Raw genomic sequence first — 21,479 nt, forward strand, 5'->3', positions numbered from 1 at the left:
CTGAGGTCCTTATTTCTGCACCACGATATTTTCTTGTGAAGGATCAACGTGCTGCAGCTGCAGCTTCTCGGTGGCGATGCGTTCGACACGACTGTGATCGCCCAGCGCATTCTCTTCCAGAATCAGGTTGCGCCATTCGATATCCAGCGCGTCGCGCTCCAGTACCAGCTGTTCACGCTGTGCGGTTAACAGTCGGGTTTTATGGGTGGTGGTGACCACCAGCACGGCAGAAACCACCACAGCGATCAGCAACAGTACCGGGATCTTGCCCTTTCGCAGCAGATCCCCGCCGATGACGGCGGGCAGACTGTGACGCTCATTACCGATCATGCGTCGGTTTTCTCCGCAATACGTAATACCGAACTGCGCGCGCGCGGGTTCTCAGAAACTTCGGCATCGCCCGGCGACATTTTGCCGAGTAATTTCAGTTCACGACCGCCCAGGGCACGCAGCTGATGTTCCGTCATTGGCAGCCCGGCTGGGACCTGCGGCCCGCGACTCTGATCGCGCATAAAGCGTTTCACCAGCCGATCTTCCAGCGAGTGGAAGCTGATAACCGAAAGGCGCCCTTGTGGTGCCAGCACCTCAACTGCCCCTTTCAGCGCAATATCGATCTCTTCCAGTTCACTGTTAATCCAGATACGGATCGCCTGGAAACTGCGCGTCGCCGGATGCTTGAACTTATCTTTAACCGGCGTGGCAACGGCGATCACCTCAGCCAGCTCCCGTGTCCGGGTCATCGGCGCTTCGCGATTGCGCTCAACAATGGCGCGGGCGATACGTTTGGCGAACCGCTCTTCACCGTAGGTTTTCAGCACGAAAGCGATGTCTGCCTCTTCCGCCTGCAGCAACCACTCGGCGGCGGAGTGACCGCGCGAAGGATCCATACGCATATCCAGCGGTCCGTCACGCATAAACGAGAAGCCGCGCTCTGCGTCATCCAGCTGCGGTGAGGAAACCCCCAGATCCAGCAGGATGCCGTCAATTTTTCCGACCAAATCCCGCTCAGAGACATACTCTGCCAGGGCGGAAAAAGGGCCATGAATAATAGAGAAGCGGGGATCGGTAATCTCAGCGGCAGCGGCGATAGCTTGAGGGTCGCGATCGATGGCGATCAGTTGTCCCTTCTCTCCCAGTTGCGAAAGAATCAGACGTGAATGACCACCACGACCAAACGTGCCATCGATGTAGATACCGTCTTCCCTGATATTGAGGCCGTTAACCGCCTCATCCAACAGCACGGTGGTATGTTTGAAATTTTCCTGCATAGCTATAGCGACAAGTCCTGCAACCGCTCAGATAAAGGCTCCTGAGCTGACTGTTCTGCGTCAATATCGTCCCTGACCTGTTGATACCAGGTCTGTTCATCCCACAGCTCAAACTTGTTGAACTGTCCGACCAGCATCACTTCTTTGGTTAATTTTGCGTGCTGCCGAAGCGTATTCGCCAGCAGCAGGCGTCCTGCATTATCCATCTGACATTCACTGGCATGTCCCAGCAACAGACGCTGCACACGGCGCTCAAGTGGATTCATACTGGATAAGCGGGCGAGCTTTTTTTCAATGATTTCCCATTCGGGCAGGGTATAAAGCAACAGGCATGGCTGGTGGAGGTCGATGGTACAGACCATCTGCCCCTGAGATTCCCCGATCAGCAAATCGCGATATCGCGTGGGTACGGCAAGCCGCCCTTTACTGTCGAGATTGACTAACGTTGCTCCGCGGAACATGCCAGTCTCTCCCCCTGGTCACCCGTTTGCACCACTTTATCCCACTTTTTACCACGAAACGAGTTTAAGGATTCGATGAAATCCTTGTCAAGCCGGAGCGGCAGTTGAATATCACTATTTACAGAGCGCCGAATTAATGGCTGCCGACGCCCTGATCGAATAAAAAGAGAAAGAAAAAATTAAACCAATGAATACCTGAATAAAAAAAGCGGGCGCGGAAAAAACGATTAAAAATGAAACAGCATCACACGCTGAATATTTCTCGTGGTTTCTGAGACAGCGGCGGCATTTTAGGGGATTTCCGAAAGAAAGCCCAGCGGCTCAGGCCGGACAGGAAAGCGGCATTTGTTGAAGTTGTAAGCAGATAATAAAAATAACCCTTTCTGCTTTGTTAGAATTGATGAGCAGAATTTACGCTTTTTTACGTCGACCTGTTTATTTAATCAGTAATTCGGAAAAAATAAACGTGGCGGGCAGCGTAATACTGCCCTTCCCTCATTTAACTCTTCGGCTTAATTGTCCGCGACGATATAAATTACGGCGGATACGGGTTAAACCGGGTTTAGGTTTTCTTGGCTCATCCAGCGAGGCTAAAACTAATTCCAGTACCCGTTCGGCGACGTCACGATGGCGCTGTCCTACGGCCAGCACCGGGCACTCAAGAAAGTCCAGTAATTCGTGGTCGCCAAAGGTGGCAATCGCCAGCTCGGTAGGCAGCCGGCCGTCTCGTTTCAGCGTGACATCCATGACGCCCTGCAGCAGCCCGAAAGAGGTGGTAAAAAGCGCCTCCGGCATCGGATGCTCTTCAAGATAACGCTCAAACAGCGCGGCGGCAGCGGTGCGTTCGAAGCTGTTGCAGTAGATGTAATCTATCGGCCGCGGATCATCTTTCCACGCATCACGGAATCCCATCTCACGCAGGAAGCTCACTGACAGCTCAGGCAGGGCGCCGAGGAACAGCACGTTTTTGACCTCAAGCTGACGCAGTTCAGCCGCCAGCGTATGGGCATCGTCCTGGTCGGCACCCACGACGCTGGTGAAATGTTCACGATCCAGCGCACGGTCTAACGCAATGATCGGCAGCGGATCGTTGACCCAGCGCTGATAAAAGGGATGCTCAGGCGGTAACGAGGTGGAGACGATGATCGCGTCGACCTGACGCTGGAGCAGGTGTTCAATGCAGCGCATCTCGTTATCAGGCTGATCTTCTGAGCAGGCGATCAGCAGCTGATAGCCTCGCTGACGCGCCTGTCGTTCAAGATAGTTTGCAATACGGGTGTAACTGGTATTCTCCAGATCGGGAATCACCAGTCCAATAGAGCGCGTTCGCCCGGCGCGCAGCCCGGCGGCCACCGCATTGGGGTGATAATTATGTTCACGCACGACCGCCATCACTTTCTCAACGGTTTTGTCGCTGACACGATACTGCCGCGCTTTACCATTGATCACATAACTGGCCGTGGTGCGCGACACACCTGCCAAACGCGCAATTTCATCCAGCTTCACGATAACCCCACCATCAAATCCGCTTTTACGGCAGAAATAGCCGCAGTTAAGCTATGGATAACTCATGGCTATCATCTAACAGCAGAAAAGTGCGCGGAGCAACCGCTTTTCTGAATGTAACCAGCCTGGCGCATAAAAAATAAAAAACCCGGCATTTCGCCGGGTTAGGTGAGGTTCGATGGTGACGCAGCGTGATTAACGCATGATGCGATCGCCGCGTGATACGCCCACAATACCGGAGCGGGCCACTTCAACGATTTCGGCAACCTCACGCACGGAATTGAGAAACGCGTCCAGTTTGTCACTGGTGCCTGCCAGCTGAACCGTGTACAGCGTAGGCGTTACATCAATAATCTGACCGCGGAAGATCTCAGCATTGCGCTTCACCTCTTCGCGGCCATAGCCACTCGCCTGGATCTTCACCAGCATGATCTCACGCTCAACGTAGGCACCCTGCCCCAGTTCGGTCACGCGCAGCACATCCACCAGCTTGTGCAGCTGCTTTTCGATCTGCTCCAGCACCTTCTGGTCGCCTACCGTCTGAATGGTCATCCGCGACAGGGTGGGATCGTCGGTAGGCGCAACGGTCAGGCTTTCGATATTGTAGCCGCGCTGCGAAAAGAGACCGACGACACGGGATAATGCGCCAGATTCGTTCTCCAGCAGAACTGATAAAATGCGACGCATAGTTATGTCCTCTCCGTTTTGCTTAACCACATCTCATCCATGCTGCCGCCGCGAATCTGCATCGGGTAAACATGCTCGCTACCGTCCACGGCGACATCTACAAACACCAGACGCCCCTGTGCCAGTTTCTCCAGCGCCAGCGTCAGCTTCTCTTCCAGTTCAGCCGGATGCTCAATGGCAATCCCGACGTGGCCGTAGGCTTCAGCCAGACGCACGAAGTCAGGCAGTGATTCCATATAGGACTGCGAGTGGCGGCCGGAGTAGATCATATCCTGCCACTGTTTCACCATGCCCAGAACCCGGTTATTCAGGCTCAGTACCAGCACCGGCAGATTGTACTGCAGTGCGGTAGAGAGCTCCTGAATGTTCATCTGAATACTGCCATCGCCCGTCACGCAGATAACGGTTTCGTCCGGCAGCGCCATCTTGACACCCAGCGCAGCGGGCAGGCCAAAGCCCATCGTGCCCAGCCCACCGGAGTTGATCCAGCGACGCGGTTTATCGAACGGATAATAGAGCGCAGCAAACATCTGATGCTGGCCCACATCGGACGTGACGTAGGCGTCGCCATGGGTCAGACGGCTGATGGTTTCAATGACGGCCTGCGGCTTGATCTTGTCGCTGGTCCGATCGAACTCCAGGCACTGACGACTGCGCCAGCCCTCAATCGCGCTCCACCACGCCTGCAGACTCTCAGAGCGCGGCTCACTGTCGTTTTGCGCCAGCAGCTCCAGCATCTGCTGCAGTACCTGCTTCGCATCACCCACGATCGGGATATCCGCCGCCACCGTCTTGGAGATAGAGGTCGGGTCGATATCAATGTGCATGATGGTGGCGTTGGGGCAATACTTCGCCAGATTATTGGTGGTGCGGTCGTCAAAGCGAACGCCGATACCAAAAATCAGATCGGTGTTATGCATCGTCATGTTGGCTTCATAGGTGCCGTGCATGCCGAGCATCCCGACGCACTGACGATGCGTGCCAGGAAACGCGCCAAGCCCCATCAGCGACGTAGTGACCGGAATGTTCAGGCTTTCGGCCAGCTGTAACAGTTCCGCTTCACAGCCCGCGGTGATGGCTCCGCCACCGGCATAAATCACCGGCTGTTTTGCGGCCAGCAGTGTCGTCAGCGCACGCTTAATCTGACCTTTATGGCCCTGGATGGTCGGATTGTAGGAGCGCATGCTGACAGCGTCCGGCCAGTGATAAGGGAGCTTATTGGCCGGGTTGAGAATATCTTTCGGCAGATCGATAACCACCGGTCCCGGACGTCCGCTGGCGGCGAGCCAGAACGCCTTTTTCAGCACGGTGGGGATCTCTTCGGTGCTTTTCACCAGAAAACTATGCTTCACCACCGGCCGTGAAATGCCGACCATGTCGCACTCCTGAAAGGCATCATAGCCAATCAGCGAGGTAGGCACCTGGCCCGACAGAATCACCAGCGGAATAGAGTCCATATAGGCGGTGGCGATCCCGGTGATCGCATTGGTCGCTCCGGGGCCTGAAGTGACCAGCACGACCCCGACTTCACCCGTGGCGCGTGCGAGGCCGTCAGCCATATGCACCGCAGCCTGCTCGTGGCGTACCAGAATGTGATCGATACCCCCGACGGTTTGCAGCGCATCATAGATATCTAATACCGCGCCACCCGGATAACCGAATACCTGCTTAACGCCCTGATCGATTAACGAACGGACGACCATTTCGGCTCCTGACAACATCTCCATCTTCTGCCTCCAGGCTTCAGGACCGGGCGCCATGAATAGGGCCTTTTGCACATATCGCGTCGCGCCGGTGCCTGCTCTGCCAATCAAAATCTTATGTTTATGCACGACAGCGGAAACCTGTGCCGCTGTCCGGTTACAGAGAAATCTGTCGAGTTCATTGTTCTGAGAGTAGGTCGATTACCATAACCGCACTTCAGCGGGCAGGCAAACCGCAAAGCCGTGTAAATTAAATGGCAGGGACGTAAAGGCTCTGCCCGATAAGAATTGGCTGCGCGGATTAAACTAATTACGCCGCAGAACCGCAGAGGAAAATGCTGACTAAGAAATTATTTTTAGCGTGATCTAAGAAATAACGAAAACTTATTGTGACCTGCCCCAGCCCACAATCGCCCCACCGTTTTATTTTCCGGGTTAATTAACCAGAAAATCGCTAAAGCGCATACGATTATGCTAAGCAGGCGGACATAAATTCTGCGTCACGCCTGAGAAGCATAAAAATAAAATTATTATTTTTCAAATAGATAAAACAGAAACCACCCTGCAGAAGCGTACTTATCCTGCCTGACCGGCGCGGCACTCACTTCTGCGCTATTCATTACGCTGTCAGGCCGTAAAATAACAGACGATCTTCCTTTTACTCGCTGGAGAATAACCCTGTACAGAAGGTTGACATCCCTGAGTGATTGCAGTACCAATATAGGCAGCACAACAATTTATAAGGTTTGAATCCATGTTTCGTTTTGCTCGCCTTCTCGGTCTACTACTAAACGCATACAGCTTGCGCGGTAGACTTGTGGGCGGAATCAAACACTGATTCAAACCTGCTGAAAGTTAAAAACCCGCGCCTGTCGCGGGTTTTTTTATGCTCGTTGCCAGGCCAGAAAATGCATAAGGATGAATACGATGAGTCAGCAAGTCATTATTTTCGATACCACTCTGCGCGACGGTGAGCAGGCATTACAGGCCAGCCTGAGTGTGAAAGAAAAATTGCAGATTGCATTAGCGCTGGAGCGTATGGGCGTGGATGTCATGGAAGTGGGTTTCCCGGTCTCCTCACCTGGCGATTTTGAATCCGTACAGACCATCGCGCGCACCATTAAAAACAGCCGGGTCTGCGGTCTGGCCCGCTGTGTTGAGAAGGATATTGATGCGGCGTACGAATCACTGCGCGTTGCCGAAGCCTTCCGTATTCATACCTTTATCGCCACCTCACCGATGCACATCGCCACCAAACTGCGCAGCACGCTGCCCGAGGTGATTGAGCGCGCGGTACACATGGTGAAACGTGCCCGCAACTACACCAATGACGTTGAATTCTCCTGCGAAGATGGCGGCCGTACCCCGATTGATGACCTGTGCCGGATGGTTGAAGCCGCAATTAATGCCGGTGCCAACACCATCAATATCCCGGACACCGTGGGTTACACCCTGCCAGGCGAATATGCTCACATCATCAGCCAGCTGATCAACCGCGTGCCTAACATCGACAAAGCGATTCTCTCCGTCCATACCCACGATGACCTGGGTATGGCAACCGGAAACGCCCTGGCGGCTGTCCAGGCGGGTGCACGTCAGGTTGAAGGCACGCTGAATGGTCTGGGTGAGCGTGCCGGTAACTGTGCGCTGGAAGAGGTGATCATGGCGATCAAAACCCGCCAGCAGATCATGAATGTGCACACCAACATCAATCATCAGGAGATCTACCGCACCAGCCAGATGGTGAGCCAGATCTGCAATATGCCTATCCCGGCAAACAAGGCGGTGGTCGGCTCCAATGCCTTCGCCCACTCCTCCGGTATTCATCAGGATGGCGTGCTGAAGAATCGCGAAAACTATGAAATCCTGACGCCGGAGTCGATCGGCTTACACAAGATTCAGCTGAACCTGACCTCACGTTCTGGCCGCGCGGCGGTAAAACATCGTATGGAAGAGATGGGCTATGCAGAGCAGGATTACAATCTGGATGCCCTGTATGACGCCTTCCTGAAGCTGGCTGACAAAAAAGGTCAGGTGTTCGACTACGACCTGGAAGCGCTGGCCTTCATCAATAAACGGAATGAAGAGCCGGAGCATTTTCAGCTGCATGAATTTAACGTTCAGACCGGTTCCGGCATCACCGCCACCGCCTCTGTCAAGCTGGGCTGCGGCGATGATGCCAAAGCGGATGCGGCCACCGGCAACGGCCCGGTTGACGCGGTCTATCAGGCCATTAACCGTATTACTCAGTTCGACGCGGAGCTGGTTAACTACAAACTGACCGCCAAAGGCCACGGCGAAAACGCGCTGGGTCAGGTCGACATTGTGGTGAGCTACAACGGCCGTAAGTTCCACGGCGTCGGTCTGGCGACCGATATCGTGGAATCGTCCGCCAAAGCGATGGTGAATGCGCTGAACAATATCTGGCGTGCCCGCCAGGTTGAACAGGAATTGCAACGCAAATTTAAAGATCAGAAGGAAACCGTATAACTATGTCCAGCTCTTCTCATATCGCAGTTTTACCCGGTGACGGCATTGGCCCGGAAGTGATGGCACAGGCAATGAAAGTGCTGGACGCCATTCGTCAGCGCTTTGATATGCAGATTACCACTCAGGAATATGCGGTCGGCGGCATCGCTATCGATCAGCACGGCGAACCCCTGCCTCCTGCGACCGTGGCGGGCTGCGAGCAGGCGGATGCGATCCTGTTTGGTTCGGTTGGCGGACCGAAGTGGGAACATTTGCCACCGGCCTCGCAGCCGGAACGCGGTGCCCTGCTGCCCCTGCGCAAACACTTCAGACTGTTCAGTAACCTGCGCCCGGCGGCACTCTACATCGGTCTGGAAGCTTTCTGCCCGCTGCGCGCCGACATCGCGGCGAAAGGCTTCGATATCCTGTGCGTGCGTGAACTGACCGGCGGCATCTATTTTGGTCAGCCTAAAGGACGCGAAGGCAGCGGCCCGGAAGAGCGGGCATTCGATACGGAGGTTTACCACCGCTTCGAGATCGAGCGCATCGCCCGTATCGCGTTTGAGTCTGCGCGTAAACGCCGCAATAAAGTGACCTCAGTAGATAAAGCCAACGTCCTGCAGACCTCAGTCATGTGGCGTGAAATCGTTAACGAGGTCGCTAAAGAGTATCCGGACGTACAGCTGAGCCACATCTATATCGACAATGCCACCATGCAGTTGATCAAAGATCCGTCACAGTTTGACGTGCTGCTCTGCTCCAACCTGTTCGGCGACATTCTCTCTGATGAGTGCGCCATGATCACCGGTTCGATGGGGATGCTGCCTTCCGCCAGCCTGAATGAAGCGGGCTTTGGCCTGTTTGAACCGGCAGGCGGCTCCGCACCGGATATCGCCGGACAGAATATTGCTAACCCGGTCGCGCAGATCCTGTCGCTGTCTCTGCTGTTACGCTACAGCCTGAATGCCGATGAGGCTGCCGACAGTATCGAACGCGCCATCAGTCGTGCGCTGGAACAGGGCTACCGCACTAAAGATTTAGCCGGTGATGGCCCAGCGGTCAGCACAGATGAGATGGGCAGCATCATTGCCCGCTTTATCGCCGAGGAAAAATAAAAAAATGAAAACCTTATACCAGAAGTTATTTGATGCACATGTCGTCCACGAAGCGCCGAACGAAACGCCGTTACTCTATATCGATCGCCACCTGATCCATGAAGTCACCTCGCCTCAGGCTTTTGATGGTCTGCGCGCGCACGGACGCAAGGTGCGTCAGCCGGGCAAAACCTTTGCCACCATGGACCACAACGTCTCTACTCAGACCAAAGACATCAATGCCTCGGGCGAGATGGCGCGGATTCAGATGCAGGAGCTGATGAAGAACTGCGCTGAATTTGGTGTACAGCTCTATGACCTGAACCACCCGTATCAGGGGATCGTGCACGTTATCGGCCCTGAGCAGGGCATGACGCTGCCAGGCATGACCATCGTGTGCGGTGACTCGCACACGGCGACGCACGGTGCCTTCGGCTCACTGGCCTTTGGTATCGGCACCTCCGAAGTAGAGCATGTGTTTGCCACCCAGACCCTGAAACAGGGCCGGGCGAAAACCATGAAAATTGAGGTACTGGGCCAGGCCTCAACCGGCATTACGGCAAAAGATATTGTCCTGGCGATCATCGGCAAAACCGGCAGCGCAGGCGGAACCGGCTATGTGGTTGAGTTCTGCGGTCCGGCCATTCAGGCGCTGAGCATGGAAGGTCGTATGACGCTGTGCAACATGGCGATTGAAATGGGCGCGAAAGCGGGCCTGGTGGCACCGGACGAGACCACCTTCAGCTACCTGAAAGGCCGCCAGTTCTCCCCACAGGGTGAGAAGTGGGAGCAGGCTGTAGAGTACTGGCGCACACTGAAGTCAGATGAAGGCGCGACCTATGATGCGGTGGTCACACTGCATGCAGAAGAGATTGCGCCACAGGTCACCTGGGGCACCAACCCGGGTCAGGTGATCGCCGTTGATCAGGTGATCCCGAACCCGGCCTCATTCGCCGATCCGGTAGAGCGCGCCTCAGCGGAAAAAGCGCTGGCGTATATGAATCTGCAGCCGGGCATCCGACTGACCGATGTCGCGATTGATAAAGTCTTTATCGGCTCCTGCACCAACTCGCGCATTGAGGATCTGCGTGCCGCCGCCGCTATCGCCAAAGGCCGCAAAGTTGCGCCGGGTGTGGTTGCGATGGTGGTGCCCGGTTCCGGTCCGGTAAAAGCACAGGCGGAAGCGGAAGGTCTGGATAAAATCTTCCTGGAAGCGGGCTTTGAGTGGCGTCTGCCAGGCTGCTCCATGTGTCTGGCGATGAACAATGACCGCCTCAACCCCGGCGAGCGTTGCGCGTCAACCAGCAACCGTAACTTTGAAGGTCGTCAGGGCCGCGGTGGACGAACCCATCTGGTCAGCCCGGCAATGGCCGCAGCGGCAGCCGTCACCGGCCACTTTGCCGACATCCGTGAACTGACGACAGGAGCATAAGTCATGGCGAATAAATTTACTCAGCACACCGGCATCGTCGCGCCGCTGGACGCCGCAAACGTCGATACCGACGCGATCATCCCTAAGCAGTTTTTGCAGAAGGTGACCCGCACCGGTTTTGGTCAGCACCTGTTCCATGACTGGCGCTTTGAAGATGACGCCGGCACGGTCCCTACCCCCAGCTTTGTGCTGAACAAGCCAGAGTTTAAAGGCACCAGCATTCTGCTGGCGCGCGAGAACTTTGGCTGTGGTTCCTCTCGTGAGCATGCGCCCTGGGCGCTGACCGATTTCGGTTTTCACGTGGTGATTGCGCCAAGCTTCGCCGATATCTTCTACGGCAACAGCTTCAACAATCAGCTGCTGCCGGTGAAGTTAAGCGAAGAGGAAGTGGATGAGCTGTTCCGGCTGGTTGCGGCTCAGCCAGGCATCAGCTTTACGGTCGATCTGGAAGCGCAGACGGTGACCGCAGGCGATAAAGTCTACCCGTTCGAACTCGACAGCTTCCGTCGCCACTGCATGATCAACGGCCTCGACAGCATCGGTCTGACCCTGCAGCATGAAGCGTCAATTTCGCAGTATGAGCAGAATCAGCCCGCCTTCCTGCGCTGATTGCGTTAAGACAGGGCAACATCCCATCGCCTGAGGTTGCTGGCAACCTCAGTTCTGGCCTGCTATGAGATCGAGCCTGCGAAGGCAACACGGTCAGATCGGAAAGTCGCTTAAACCTTCCCTGGCCGCTCGGCCCGCGCCGTCCATGGCGCGGGACGCTTTCCTCCTCTGCCCGTGTTGCCTTCGTGTAAAGCGTGTTGTTGCGGTCAGACTCACTCGAATCTGAGTTTGTCAGAAATCCAGGGGCGACATCCTGTCGCCCTTCTTCTTTATACGTCGCGCACCCGTGCCGACATCACCAGCGCCACAATCGCCAGCCCGAATGCCAGCCAGTAGACCGCCTCATGTCCCAGCCGCTCGCTCAGCGTACCCTGAATCACCCCGGCCAGAATCATGCCGGTAGAGATGGAGTTGGTGAACAGGGTGGTTGCGGCGCCAGGCCGTCCCGGCATCAGATCCTGGAACCATAACATCCCAATCCCGGCAATAATCCCGACAAACACCGCATTAAACAGCTGCAATACCATCAGTGACGTGCGGGAGTTAAACAGCACCAGCCCCAGATAAAACAGGACTCCGGCGGCCACCGCCACCAGCATTAACCGGCGCTTGCCCATGCGGCGGGCGTAATGCCCGGCCAGCAGCATCACCGGGATCTCCAGCCCGGCGGCCGTGCCCATCAGCAGACCCGCCAGCTTTTCCGGCAGGCCAAGCGTCGTACTGATATAGAGCGGCATATCAATGATATACATGGTATTGCAGGTCCACATCACCACCGAGGCAATAAACAGCAGGCGCACATCCCGGTCGCGCCAGCCGCTTAGCGGCAGACCGCCGCTTTGCAGCAGCGGCTGCGCACGGGGCACTGACGGCAGGGTAAACCAGACCAGCAGGATACAGATCAGAAACAGCGCGGCGGCCACCATAAACAGCGTGACAAAACCATAGTTCAGCGCCAGCGCAAATGAGAGCGGTGGCCCGATGACCCACGCCAGCGACAGCTGCGCACGCATCACCGAACTGAACATGACCGCTTCACGCGCCGACTGATCGGCATATTCCCGGGCCAGCGCAAAGAGCTGAGGCATCGAGACGCTGGCGAGCGCCGACAGCAGCACACCCAGCGTAATCAGCGTCAGGTAGTGGCGGCTGAAGGCAAACAGCAGCGCATTGACCAGCGCCATCAGGCAGCAGAACAGAATGATATTACGGCGGTCCCCCACGCTGTCCGAACGCTTCGCCACCAGCATGCTCACCAGGATACCGGCCACCGCATTGATGGTAAAAAACAGTCCGACCCAGAAAGGGCGGGCCTGCACTTCGCGCGTCAGAAACAGGCTCAGCGTCGGTGCCTGCAATGCGCCCGCCACGCCCAGCATGAACGAGGCGACCATAAAGGCGAGGTAAACCGGATTGATGCGGCGCTGCCGCGTTAACAGCGATTTCATAGCGAAATCCCTTAGAGGATAATCAGAGAGGAAAAAAAGAAGGGTAGACCATACCGCGCACGATGAAAAAAGCCAGCAGAGATCCTCTGCTGGCGGTGTAAATGCACCCTACTCAGAAAAGCACTCCGCTGAACAGCGAAGTCAGGGTTGAACGCCATTCCAGACTGAATGCCTCCCGCTCTTCCCATAGCGCAAAGTTTGCTCTTAAAATGAGGCAGAAAAAACAGAGCGCTTTTCAGCAGGAGTTCCTCTTTTATGTCCTCGTCACGTCTGAAGCAGCAATTCATTCGCCTGTGGCAGAGCTGCCAAGGCCAGTCGCAGGCCATTACCCTCAGCGAACTGGCTGACCTGCTGTACTGCTCGCGCCGCCACATGCGCAATCTGCTCAACCGGATGCAGGCGGCAGGCTGGCTGGTCTGGCAGGCAGAAGCGGGACGCGGCAGGCGGTCACATCTGACGTTCTGCTATACCGGGCTGGCTTTACAGCAGCAGCGTGCCGAAGATCTGCTGGAGCAGGATCGCATCGATCAGCTGGTCCAGCTGGTGGGCGATAAGGATCAGGTGCGGCAGATGATCAGTGCGCATCTCGGCCGCAGTTTCCGGCAGGGCAAGCATATCCTGCGGGTGCTCTACTATCGTCCCCTGCTCAATCTGCTGCCTGGCTCGCCGCTGCGGCGCTCTGAAACGCACATCGCCCGGCAGATTTTTAATGGCCTGACGCGGATAAATGAGGAAAACGGGGAAATCGAGCCCGATATCGCGCATCACTGGCAGCAGACCTCCCCGCTTCACTGGCGATTCTTTCTGCGTCCGGCTATTCGTTTTCATCACGGTCGGGAGCTGGAGATGGCGGATGTCATCGCCACCCTGGAGCGTCAGCGCCCTCATCCGCTCTTTTCCCACATTGCGGAGATCTCCTCGCCCGCCCCCTGGACGCTGGATGTGCATCTGAGCCAGCCCGACGACGGCCTGCCCTGGCTGCTGGGCAGCGTCAGCGCGATGATCCTGCCGCGCGAGTGGCCGACGATTCAGGATTTTGCCCGCCAGCCAGTCGGCACCGGCCCCTACCGGGTGATCCGCAATCATGAGAGCCAGCTGAAGATTGAAGCCTTTGATGATTACTTCGGTTTTCGTGCCCTGATCGACGATGTCTCTATCTGGGTGCTGCCCGACATCAGCGATGAGCTGGTCTATGCCGGTGTGCGCCTGCAGGGGGACGCTGCGGATGAGATTCAGGAGGAGAGCCGCCTTGAGGAGGGCTGCTACTATCTGCTGTTTGACCAGCGTTCAGAGCAGGGTCGCTGCGAGGCAGTCAGGCGCTGGGTCAGTTATCTCTTCAACCCTATCGCCCTGCTCAACCACGCGGGCGTCGGCTATCAGCGATACTGGTTTCCGGCTTATGGCCTGCTGCCGCGCTGGCACCACCGCCGGGACCTGACCCCGGTCGAAAAGCCGCCCGGCCTGACCCATCTGACGCTGACCTGGTACAGTCAGCACGTGGAGCATGAGGGCATCGCCAATGCGCTGCGTCCCCTGCTGGCCCAACAGGGCGTCACCCTGGAAACCCGTGAGATCAGTTATGAAAGCTGGTATCAGGGCGACGCGGAGAGTGATATCTGGCTCGGCAGCGTCAACTTTACCCTGCCGCTGAACTGGTCGCTGTTCGCCCAGCTGTATGAGATCCCGCTGCTGCATCACTGCCTGCCGATTGACTGGCACAGTGACGCGGCCCGCTGGCGCGAGAAAACGCTGCCGCTGGCCGAGTGGAGCAAACAGCTGGTTGAAGAGGCGGGTCTGCATCCGCTGTTTCATCACTGGCTGCTGCTGGAGGGCCAGCGCAGCATGCGTGGCGTCCGGATGAATACCCTGGGCTGGTTTGATTTTAAATCGGCCTGGTTTGCGCCGCCGGCACTGTGACGCTTTCGCCACGGCGCTGAAATGACTAGAATGTGACGTTCTCAACGGGGTGCCGCCTGCCACCAGCAAGCAGCTGAGAGAGACCCGTCGAACCTGATTCGGTTAATACCGACGTAGGGATTTGAGAGGCCGCTGTGCTCAGATCCTTTGCGACTCATCCCCTATTCTCCTGAAGGAGCGCAAAGTGTTAAACAAAGTTCTGCCGGTATTGCTGTTACTCTCCGCCCCCGTTCTGGCGGCTAAGCCGGTCCTCACGGTCTACACCTACGACTCCTTCTCTGCCGACTGGGGCCCTGGCCCGGCGGTAAAAAAAGCCTTTGAGGCGCAGTGTAACTGTGAGCTGAAATTCGTCACGCTGGAAGATGGCGTCTCGCTGCTGAACCGCGTGCGGATGGAAGGCAAAAACAGCAAAGCGGATCTGGTGCTGGGGCTGGATAACAATCTGGTGCAGGCGGCGCAGAAAACCGGTCTGTTTGCTGAAAGTCAGGTCGACACCGCAAAACTTACCCTGCCTGGCGGCTGGCACAACACCACCTTTGTGCCGTTTGACTATGGCTACTTCGCCTTTGTCTATGACAAAACCCGGCTGAAAAACCCGCCCAGGAGCCTGAAAGAGCTGGTCGACAGCCCGGAAAAGTGGCGGGTGATCTACGAAGATCCCCGCACCAGTACCCCCGGCTTAGGCCTGCTGCTGTGGATGCAGAAGGTCTACGGCGACCAGGCTCCGCAGGCGTGGCAGAAGCTGGCGCAGAAAACCGTAACGGTGACCAAAGGCTGGAGCGAAGCCTATGGCCTGTTCCTGAAGGGCGAAGGCGATCTGGTGCTGAGTTACACCACCTCTCCGGCTTACCACATCATCGAAGAGAAAAAAGAGAACTACGCCGCCGCCCCGTTTGCCAAAGGACACTATCTGCAGGTGGAAGTGGCCGCACAGTTAGCCAGCAGCAAACAGCCTGCGCTGGCACAGCAGTTCATGCAGTTTATGGTCTCGCCTGCGTTCCAGCGCACCATTCCCACCGGCAACTGGATGTACCCGGTGATCGATACGCCGCTGCCTGCCGGTTTTGCCAGCCTGACGGTGCCGTCCACCGCCCTGCAGTTCTCGCCTGAAGAGGTGGCCACACAGCGTTCAGGCTGGATCAGCCAGTGGCAACGCGCCGTCAGCCGCTGATGCCGCGCTGGCTGATCCCCGGCTCGCTCGCCACGCTGCTGCTAACCGGCGTGGCGCTGCTGGCCTTTGGCGCACTCTGGATGGCCGCGCCAGGCCTGGAGTGGCGCAGCGTGCTGCAGGATGCGTATCTGCGGCACGTAATCGGCTTCTCTTTCGGTCAGGCGCTGCTCTCCGCCCTGCTCTCCCTGCTGCCTGCGGTGCCGCTGGCGCGTGCGCTCTATCGGCGCCGTTTTCCCGGCCGCCAGCTGCTGCTGCGTCTCTGTGCCATGACCCTGGTCCTGCCGGTACTGGTGGCGGTGTTTGGTCTGTTAACCGTCTTTGGCCGCGTTGGCTGGCTGGCCCAGCTCTGTCAGCTGCTGGGCATCGGTTATCACTTCTCACCCTATGGTCTGCCGGGCATTTTGCTGGCGCACGTCTTCTTTAATCTGCCGCTGGCGACGCGTCTGATGCTGCAGGCGCTGGAGAGCATTCCGGCCGAGCAGCGTCAGCTCGCGGCGCAGCTCGACCTGCGCGGCTGGCACCATTTTCGCCTGCTGGAGTGGCCGTGGCTGCGGCGTCAGTTGCTGCCGACCGGTGCGCTGATCTTTATGCTCTGCTTTGCCAGCTTTGCCACCGTGCTGTCACTGGGGGGCGGGCCGCAGGCTACCACGCTCGAACTGGCGATTTTCCAGGCGCTGAGTTATGACTACGATCCGGGCCGTGCCGCGCTGCTGGCGCTGATTCAGCTCGGCTGCTGCCTGACGCTGGTGCTGCTCAGCCAGCGCTTCAGTAAGGCGATCCCCGCCGGCACCCGTCAGCTGAAGGGCTGGCGCGATCCGCAGGATTCATGGGGCGCACAGCTCAGCGATGCGCTGCTCATCCTGCTGGCGCTGCTCCTGCTGCTGCCTCCGCTGGCGGCGGTGATTGTGGAGGGCCTGCATGGCGGCGTGCGCGGTGCGCTGGCTCAGCCTGCTCTCTGGCGGGCAACCCTGACCTCATTACGCATCGCCACCGGGGCCGGATTGATCTGCGTGGTGCTGACCATGATGCTGCTCTGGAGCAGCCGCGAGCTGCGTCTGCGCCAGCATCCGGCGGCGGCCACGCTTATCGACACCAGCGGAATGCTGATTCTGGCGATGCCGGGCATTGTGCTCGCCACCGGCTTTTTCCTGCTGTTCAACGCCACCATTGGCCTCCCCGACTCCGCTGAAGGGCTGGTGATGTTTACCAATGCGCTGATCGCCATTCCCTATGCGCTGAAAGTGCTGGAAAACCCAATGCGCGACACCGCAGAGCGTTACGGCAGACTCTGCGATTCACTGGATATTCAGGGCTGGAACCGGCTGCGGCTGATCGAGTTGCGGGCGCTGAAACGTCCGCTGGCCCAGGCGCTGGCCTTTGCCTGCGTGCTGTCGATTGGTGATTTTGGCGTGGTGGCGCTGTTTGGCAGCGCCGACTTCCGCACGCTGCCGTTCTACCTCTATCAGCAGATAGGTGCCTATCGTGGCGCTGATGGTGCGGTTACCGCCCTGCTGCTGCTGCTGCTCTGCTTATTGCTGTTCACGCTAATGGAAAAATTACCAGGCCGCCATGCTGACTCTTGATAACCTTACCTATCTCTACCAGCATCTGCCGATGCGCTTCAGCTTCAGGGCCACACGCGGTGAACGCATCGCAATTCTCGGCCCCAGCGGCGCGGGTAAAAGCACCCTGCTGAGCCTGATTGCCGGTTTTCTGCCGGTGAATCAGGGCACCCTGCTGATTGACGGTCAGGAGCACACCCACACTGTCCCGGCCCGACGACCGGTTTCCATGCTGTTTCAGGAGAACAACCTGTTTCCGCACCTCAGCGTGCAGCAGAACATGGCGCTGGGGCTGCACCCGGGGCTACGACTCAGCGCGGAACAGCAGCGGCAGCTGACTGCGCTGGCTGAACAGGTGGGATTAGGCGATCTGCTGTCACGCCTGCCAGGCGAACTGTCGGGCGGCCAGCGCCAGCGCGTGGCGCTGGCCCGTTGCCTGTTGCGTGACCGTCCGGTACTGCTGCTGGATGAGCCTTTTTCCGCGCTGGACCCCGCCCTGCGCGGCGAGATGCTTCAGCTAGTGCGTTCGGTGTGTGAGGCGCGCAGCATCACGCTGCTGATGGTGTCACACAGTCTGGAAGATGCGCAGCAGATCGCGCCGCGCAGCGTGGTAATTGTGGATGGCCGGGTTTACTGGGATGGCGAAACCCGACAGCTGCTGTCGGGCGACACGCGGGAGGCCGATGTACTCGGCATCCCGCGTCGTTAAGCGGCTCAGGCGATGAAAACCTGCCACAGCAGATGGCGGAAAACCGGCATCATCGGATGGAACTGGATCGCGACAAACGCCGCCACGGCGATCGCCAGCCCCAGCGGGCCAGCCCAGCGCAGACGCGTCGGGGGCAGCCAGGCGGTGGCCCAGTCACGGCTCTTGCCACTGCGCCACCAGCGCCAGCCTAACCAGCCGCCAAGCCAGATCAGCAGCGCTGCCCCGAGTAACAGCCATTTAAAGCTGCCGCCCTGCGCCGCTTTTGGCACGTCAATCGCCACCCCGGCCAGAATGCCGGGTAGCAGATAGATCGGCGGCCAGAGAATACAGCCGATAAGATTAGGCGGCAGAAATTTACGTACCGGCAGCTCCAGCATACCCGCCGCCAGCGGGATTAGCGGCCGCGTGGGGCCGACAAAACGTCCGACCAGGATGGTAAACATACTGTGCTGATGCAGGGCATGCTCGGTTTTATCCAGCAGGCCTTTGTACTTTTGCAGATACTTCCAGCGGTGCAGCGGCCCCTGGAATTTCCAGCCGATACCGTAGGAAACCCAGTCACCGATCAGGCAGCCCGCAAAGCCCGCCGCCCAGGCAGGATAAAGACCAAGCTCGCCACTGCCGACCAGCGCGCCCAGGCTGGCCATCATCACCGTACCTGGCAGCAACAGCCCGACCAGCGCCAGCGACTCCAGAAACGTCACCAGCGCAACGGCAAACAGCGCCCACTCCAGGGACTGCGTAATCAGTTGTTGAATCCAGGCTTCCATAGTGGTCCTTAGTCAAAGCAGAAGGCTGGATTGTCCAGAGCCAGCCACACAGCGTCAAGGCAAGAATTGTAGGACAATGTTGACAAATCGTGGCGACAGGAACTGTATAAATATCCATGATATACTCAGGTTGTTTACTTATCCCTGAAACACGGCATCCGGAGAACATCTGACTATGCCCCGCGCAGGTTTTCTGCTCACCCGCCACTGGCGCGACAGCCCGAATGGCACCGAAATTATCCTCTGGCTCGCCACCGATGCGGGCGCGCAGCGCGTGGTGCTGCCTGTGCAGGAGTCTGTCGCTTTTGTGCCTGCAGAATATCAGGCGCAGATCAGCGAGCTGCAGAGAGAGGAACGCCAGCTGCGTATCCAGCCGCTGGCGCTGAAAGATTTTCGTCACCGTCCGGTGCTGGGCCTCTACTGCCAGCAGCATCGTCAGCTGCAGCGCATCGAAAAACGGCTGCGCGAACAGGGGATTCCGATCTACGAGGCGGATATCCGCCCGCCGGAACGCTATCTGATGGAGCGCTTTATTACCGCCCCCGTCTGGTTTGATGGCGAGCAGCAGGGCGACACGCTGGTCAACGCGCGGCTTAAGCCCCACCCCGACTATCGTCCGCCGCTGAAATGGGTCTCGCTGGATATTGAAACCACCCAGCATGGCGAGCTCTACTGCATCGGACTGGAGGGCTGCGGTCAGCGCCAGGTCTATATGCTCGGCCCCGCTAACGGCGATGCCAGCACGCTGGATTTCGACCTGATCTATCTCGACAGCCGGCCACAGCTGCTGGAAGCCCTGAACCAGTGGTTTGCAGAGCATGACCCGGATGTCCTGATTGGCTGGAACGTGGTGCAGTTTGACCTGCGGGTGCTGCAGAAACATGCCGACCGCTACGGCATTCCGCTGCGTCTTGGCCGCCAGCAGACGGCGCTGGAGTGGCGGGAACATGGCTTCAAGCCAGGCGTTTTTTTCGCGCAGGCCAGCGGCCGCCTGATCATTGATGGCATCGACGCACTGAAGTCGGCGTTCTGGGATTTTCCGTCGTTCAGCCTGGAGTCGGTGTCGCAGCAGCTGCTGGGAGAAGGCAAAGCGATCGACAATCCCTGGCACCGCATGGAGGAGATAAACTGGCGGTTTGCCAACGATAAACCGGCGCTGGCGCGCTACAACCTGAAAGATTGCGAACTGGTGACGCGCATCTTCCACAAAACGGCGATCATGCCGTTTCTGCTGGAGCGCGCGGCGGTCAATGGTCTGGCCGTGGACCGCCATGGCGGTTCGGTGGCGGCGTTCAGTCACCTCTATATTCCACGCATGCACCGTGTCGGGTTTGTCGCGCCCAATATGGGTGAAGTGGCCCCGGAAGCGAGCCCGGGCGGTTATGTCATGGATTCGCGTCCCGGTCTCTACGACTCGGTGCTGGTACTGGATTACAAAAGCCTCTATCCGTCGATTATCCGCACCTTCCTGATCGACCCGGTGGGCATGGTGGAGGGTCTGGCCCATCCTGATGATGCGGATTCGGTTGCCGGTTTCCGGGAAGCGCGCTTCTCTCGCCACACCCACTGCCTGCCGGCGATGGTTGAACAGATCTGGCTGGGGCGCGAAGCGGCGAAAAAACAGAACAATCAGCCGCTGTCACAGGCACTGAAGATCATCATGAACGCCTTTTACGGAGTGCTGGGCACCAGCGCCTGCCGCTTCTTTGATCCGCGACTCGCCTCCTCAATTACCCTGCGCGGTCACGCCATCATGCAGCAGACCCGCGCGCTGATCGAAGCGGAAGGCTACGACGTCATCTATGGTGACACCGACTCCACCTTTGTCTGGCTGAAGTCGGCCCACGATGAGAAGCAGGCCGCCTCCATTGGTCATCAGCTGGTGCAGAAAGTGAATGCCTGGTGGCGCGATCACCTGCAGCAGACGCTGGGACTGACCAGCGCACTGGAACTGGAGTATGAAAACCACTTCTGCCGTTTTCTGATGCCGACCATTCGCGGCGCGGAACAGGGCAGCAAGAAACGCTACGCCGGACTGATTCGTGACGCCGACGGTGCGCGCATGGTCTTTAAGGGGCTGGAGTCGGTGCGAACCGACTGGACGCCGCTGGCCAAAACATTTCAGCAGCAGCTCTACCACCGTATTTTCCACCGCGAGCCGTGGCAGGATTACATCCGGGAGACCGTGGCGCAGCTTCTGGCGGGCGAGCTGGACGATCAGCTGATTTACAAAAAGCGCCTGCGGCGTCCGCTGAAGGAGTATGAACGAAATGTGCCCCCGCACGTGCGCGCCGCCCGGCTGGCTGATGAGCAGAATCGCAAACTGAACCGGCCACTGCAGTATCAGAACGGCGGCCGGATTCGTTACGTCATGGCTACGGCTGGGCCCGAACCGCTGGAGGCGCGCAGTACGCCGCTCGACTATGACCACTATGTGACGAAGCAGCTGCAGCCGGTGGCAGAGGGGATCCTGCCCTTTGTCGGAGGAGATTTTGCTACACTGATTACGGGGCAGCTGGGGCTTTTTTGACAGGTGACGAATGCCCTGCCATCCAGTACCATAGCGCCCTTCCTGAAACTCACCGCTCTTATGCACGCTCCAGACCTTGTTGTCTGGCGGTAACGCTATTGCCTGAGATTCGGGAACACCTCTAAAAACGTTAAAATTCGAGC

Annotated in this window: 18 protein-coding genes and 1 riboswitch; of the genes, 10 read left to right on the plus strand and 8 right to left on the minus strand. The window is 57.9% G+C overall.

The window, feature by feature from the left end:
• Positions 1 to 9: 9 nt before the first annotated feature.
• From ftsL to ilvI, 6 genes are all read right to left on the minus strand, one after another.
• A complete protein-coding gene (ftsL, locus tag HFD92_RS14285) occupies positions 10 to 330 on the minus strand; it encodes a cell division protein FtsL (protein WP_003854764.1) in 321 nt (106 codons plus the stop codon).
• Positions 327 to 1,268 (minus strand): 16S rRNA (cytosine(1402)-N(4))-methyltransferase RsmH, encoded by a 942-nt coding sequence (rsmH, locus tag HFD92_RS14290; RefSeq protein ID WP_009092147.1) that lies wholly within the window; start codon positions 1,266 to 1,268, stop codon positions 327 to 329. Before rsmH ends, ftsL begins: the two co-directional genes overlap by 4 nt.
• 2 nt (positions 1,269 to 1,270) lie before the next feature.
• Positions 1,271 to 1,729 (minus strand): division/cell wall cluster transcriptional repressor MraZ, encoded by a 459-nt coding sequence (mraZ, locus tag HFD92_RS14295; RefSeq protein ID WP_009092149.1) that lies wholly within the window; start codon positions 1,727 to 1,729, stop codon positions 1,271 to 1,273.
• A gap of 495 nt (positions 1,730 to 2,224) precedes the next feature.
• Positions 2,225 to 3,235 carry a catabolite repressor/activator gene (cra, locus tag HFD92_RS14300; RefSeq protein ID WP_009092150.1) on the minus strand — a complete coding sequence of 337 codons (1,011 nt, stop codon included), beginning with the start codon at positions 3,233 to 3,235 and terminating at the stop codon, positions 2,225 to 2,227.
• A 195-nt stretch (positions 3,236 to 3,430) separates the two neighbouring features.
• Entirely contained in the window at positions 3,431 to 3,922 is a 492-nt protein-coding gene (gene ilvN, locus HFD92_RS14305; protein WP_009092152.1) for an acetolactate synthase small subunit, read from the minus strand.
• Positions 3,923 to 3,924: 2 nt separating this feature from the next.
• Entirely contained in the window at positions 3,925 to 5,649 is a 1,725-nt protein-coding gene (gene ilvI / locus HFD92_RS14310) for an acetolactate synthase 3 large subunit (RefSeq protein WP_009092154.1), read from the minus strand.
• Positions 5,650 to 6,379: 730 nt separating this feature from the next.
• Here ilvI and leuL point away from each other — a divergent pair.
• From leuL to leuD, 5 genes are all read left to right on the plus strand, one after another.
• Entirely contained in the window at positions 6,380 to 6,463 is an 84-nt protein-coding gene (leuL, locus tag HFD92_RS21910) for a leu operon leader peptide (RefSeq protein WP_111208305.1), read from the plus strand.
• An 89-nt stretch (positions 6,464 to 6,552) separates the two neighbouring features.
• A complete protein-coding gene (gene leuA, locus HFD92_RS14320; RefSeq protein WP_167429146.1) occupies positions 6,553 to 8,115 on the plus strand; it encodes a 2-isopropylmalate synthase in 1,563 nt (520 codons plus the stop codon).
• A 2-nt stretch (positions 8,116 to 8,117) separates the two neighbouring features.
• Positions 8,118 to 9,209 (plus strand): 3-isopropylmalate dehydrogenase, encoded by a 1,092-nt coding sequence (gene leuB / locus HFD92_RS14325; protein WP_167429147.1) that lies wholly within the window; start codon positions 8,118 to 8,120, stop codon positions 9,207 to 9,209.
• A 4-nt stretch (positions 9,210 to 9,213) separates the two neighbouring features.
• Complete coding sequence (gene leuC / locus HFD92_RS14330) at positions 9,214 to 10,620, plus strand: 3-isopropylmalate dehydratase large subunit (protein WP_009092161.1); 1,407 nt, start codon at positions 9,214 to 9,216, stop codon at positions 10,618 to 10,620.
• A gap of 3 nt (positions 10,621 to 10,623) precedes the next feature.
• The gene (gene leuD, locus HFD92_RS14335; RefSeq protein WP_009092163.1) at positions 10,624 to 11,229 is read left to right on the plus strand and encodes a 3-isopropylmalate dehydratase small subunit; all 606 of its coding nucleotides are present in this window, start codon (positions 10,624 to 10,626) and stop codon (positions 11,227 to 11,229) included.
• Between the two features lie 269 nt (positions 11,230 to 11,498).
• Here leuD and HFD92_RS14340 read toward each other — a convergent pair whose 3' ends face one another.
• Positions 11,499 to 12,677 carry an MFS transporter gene (locus HFD92_RS14340; protein ID WP_058958457.1) on the minus strand — a complete coding sequence of 393 codons (1,179 nt, stop codon included), beginning with the start codon at positions 12,675 to 12,677 and terminating at the stop codon, positions 11,499 to 11,501.
• A 255-nt stretch (positions 12,678 to 12,932) separates the two neighbouring features.
• Between HFD92_RS14340 and sgrR the strand changes: the two genes are divergently transcribed.
• From sgrR to thiQ, 4 genes are all read left to right on the plus strand, one after another.
• Positions 12,933 to 14,594 carry an HTH-type transcriptional regulator SgrR gene (sgrR, locus tag HFD92_RS14345; protein ID WP_167429148.1) on the plus strand — a complete coding sequence of 554 codons (1,662 nt, stop codon included), beginning with the start codon at positions 12,933 to 12,935 and terminating at the stop codon, positions 14,592 to 14,594.
• Positions 14,595 to 14,629: 35 nt separating this feature from the next.
• A riboswitch (TPP riboswitch) is annotated at positions 14,630 to 14,732 on the plus strand.
• Positions 14,733 to 14,778: 46 nt separating this feature from the next.
• Positions 14,779 to 15,765 carry a thiamine ABC transporter substrate binding subunit gene (thiB, locus tag HFD92_RS14350; protein ID WP_167429149.1) on the plus strand — a complete coding sequence of 329 codons (987 nt, stop codon included), beginning with the start codon at positions 14,779 to 14,781 and terminating at the stop codon, positions 15,763 to 15,765.
• Positions 15,741 to 17,348: a thiamine/thiamine pyrophosphate ABC transporter permease ThiP gene (thiP, locus tag HFD92_RS14355; protein ID WP_167429150.1), complete on the plus strand. Its 1,608-nt coding sequence runs from the start codon at positions 15,741 to 15,743 to the stop codon at positions 17,346 to 17,348. The genes thiB and thiP overlap by 25 nt, the downstream gene beginning before the upstream one ends.
• Positions 17,335 to 18,036: a thiamine ABC transporter ATP-binding protein ThiQ gene (thiQ, locus tag HFD92_RS14360; RefSeq protein ID WP_009092175.1), complete on the plus strand. Its 702-nt coding sequence runs from the start codon at positions 17,335 to 17,337 to the stop codon at positions 18,034 to 18,036. Before thiP ends, thiQ begins: the two co-directional genes overlap by 14 nt.
• A gap of 5 nt (positions 18,037 to 18,041) precedes the next feature.
• On the opposite strand, the gene HFD92_RS14365 is transcribed toward thiQ, so the two are convergent.
• The gene (locus tag HFD92_RS14365) at positions 18,042 to 18,806 is read right to left on the minus strand and encodes a DedA family protein (RefSeq protein WP_167429151.1); all 765 of its coding nucleotides are present in this window, start codon (positions 18,804 to 18,806) and stop codon (positions 18,042 to 18,044) included.
• A 169-nt stretch (positions 18,807 to 18,975) separates the two neighbouring features.
• Here HFD92_RS14365 and polB point away from each other — a divergent pair, with 169 nt between their 5' ends.
• Positions 18,976 to 21,336 (plus strand): DNA polymerase II, encoded by a 2,361-nt coding sequence (polB, locus tag HFD92_RS14370; RefSeq protein WP_167429170.1) that lies wholly within the window; start codon positions 18,976 to 18,978, stop codon positions 21,334 to 21,336.
• Positions 21,337 to 21,479 lie beyond the last annotated feature (143 nt).

This window comes from Pantoea sp. EKM101V (assembly GCF_011800325.1).
Taxonomy (GTDB): domain Bacteria; phylum Pseudomonadota; class Gammaproteobacteria; order Enterobacterales; family Enterobacteriaceae; genus Pantoea; species Pantoea anthophila.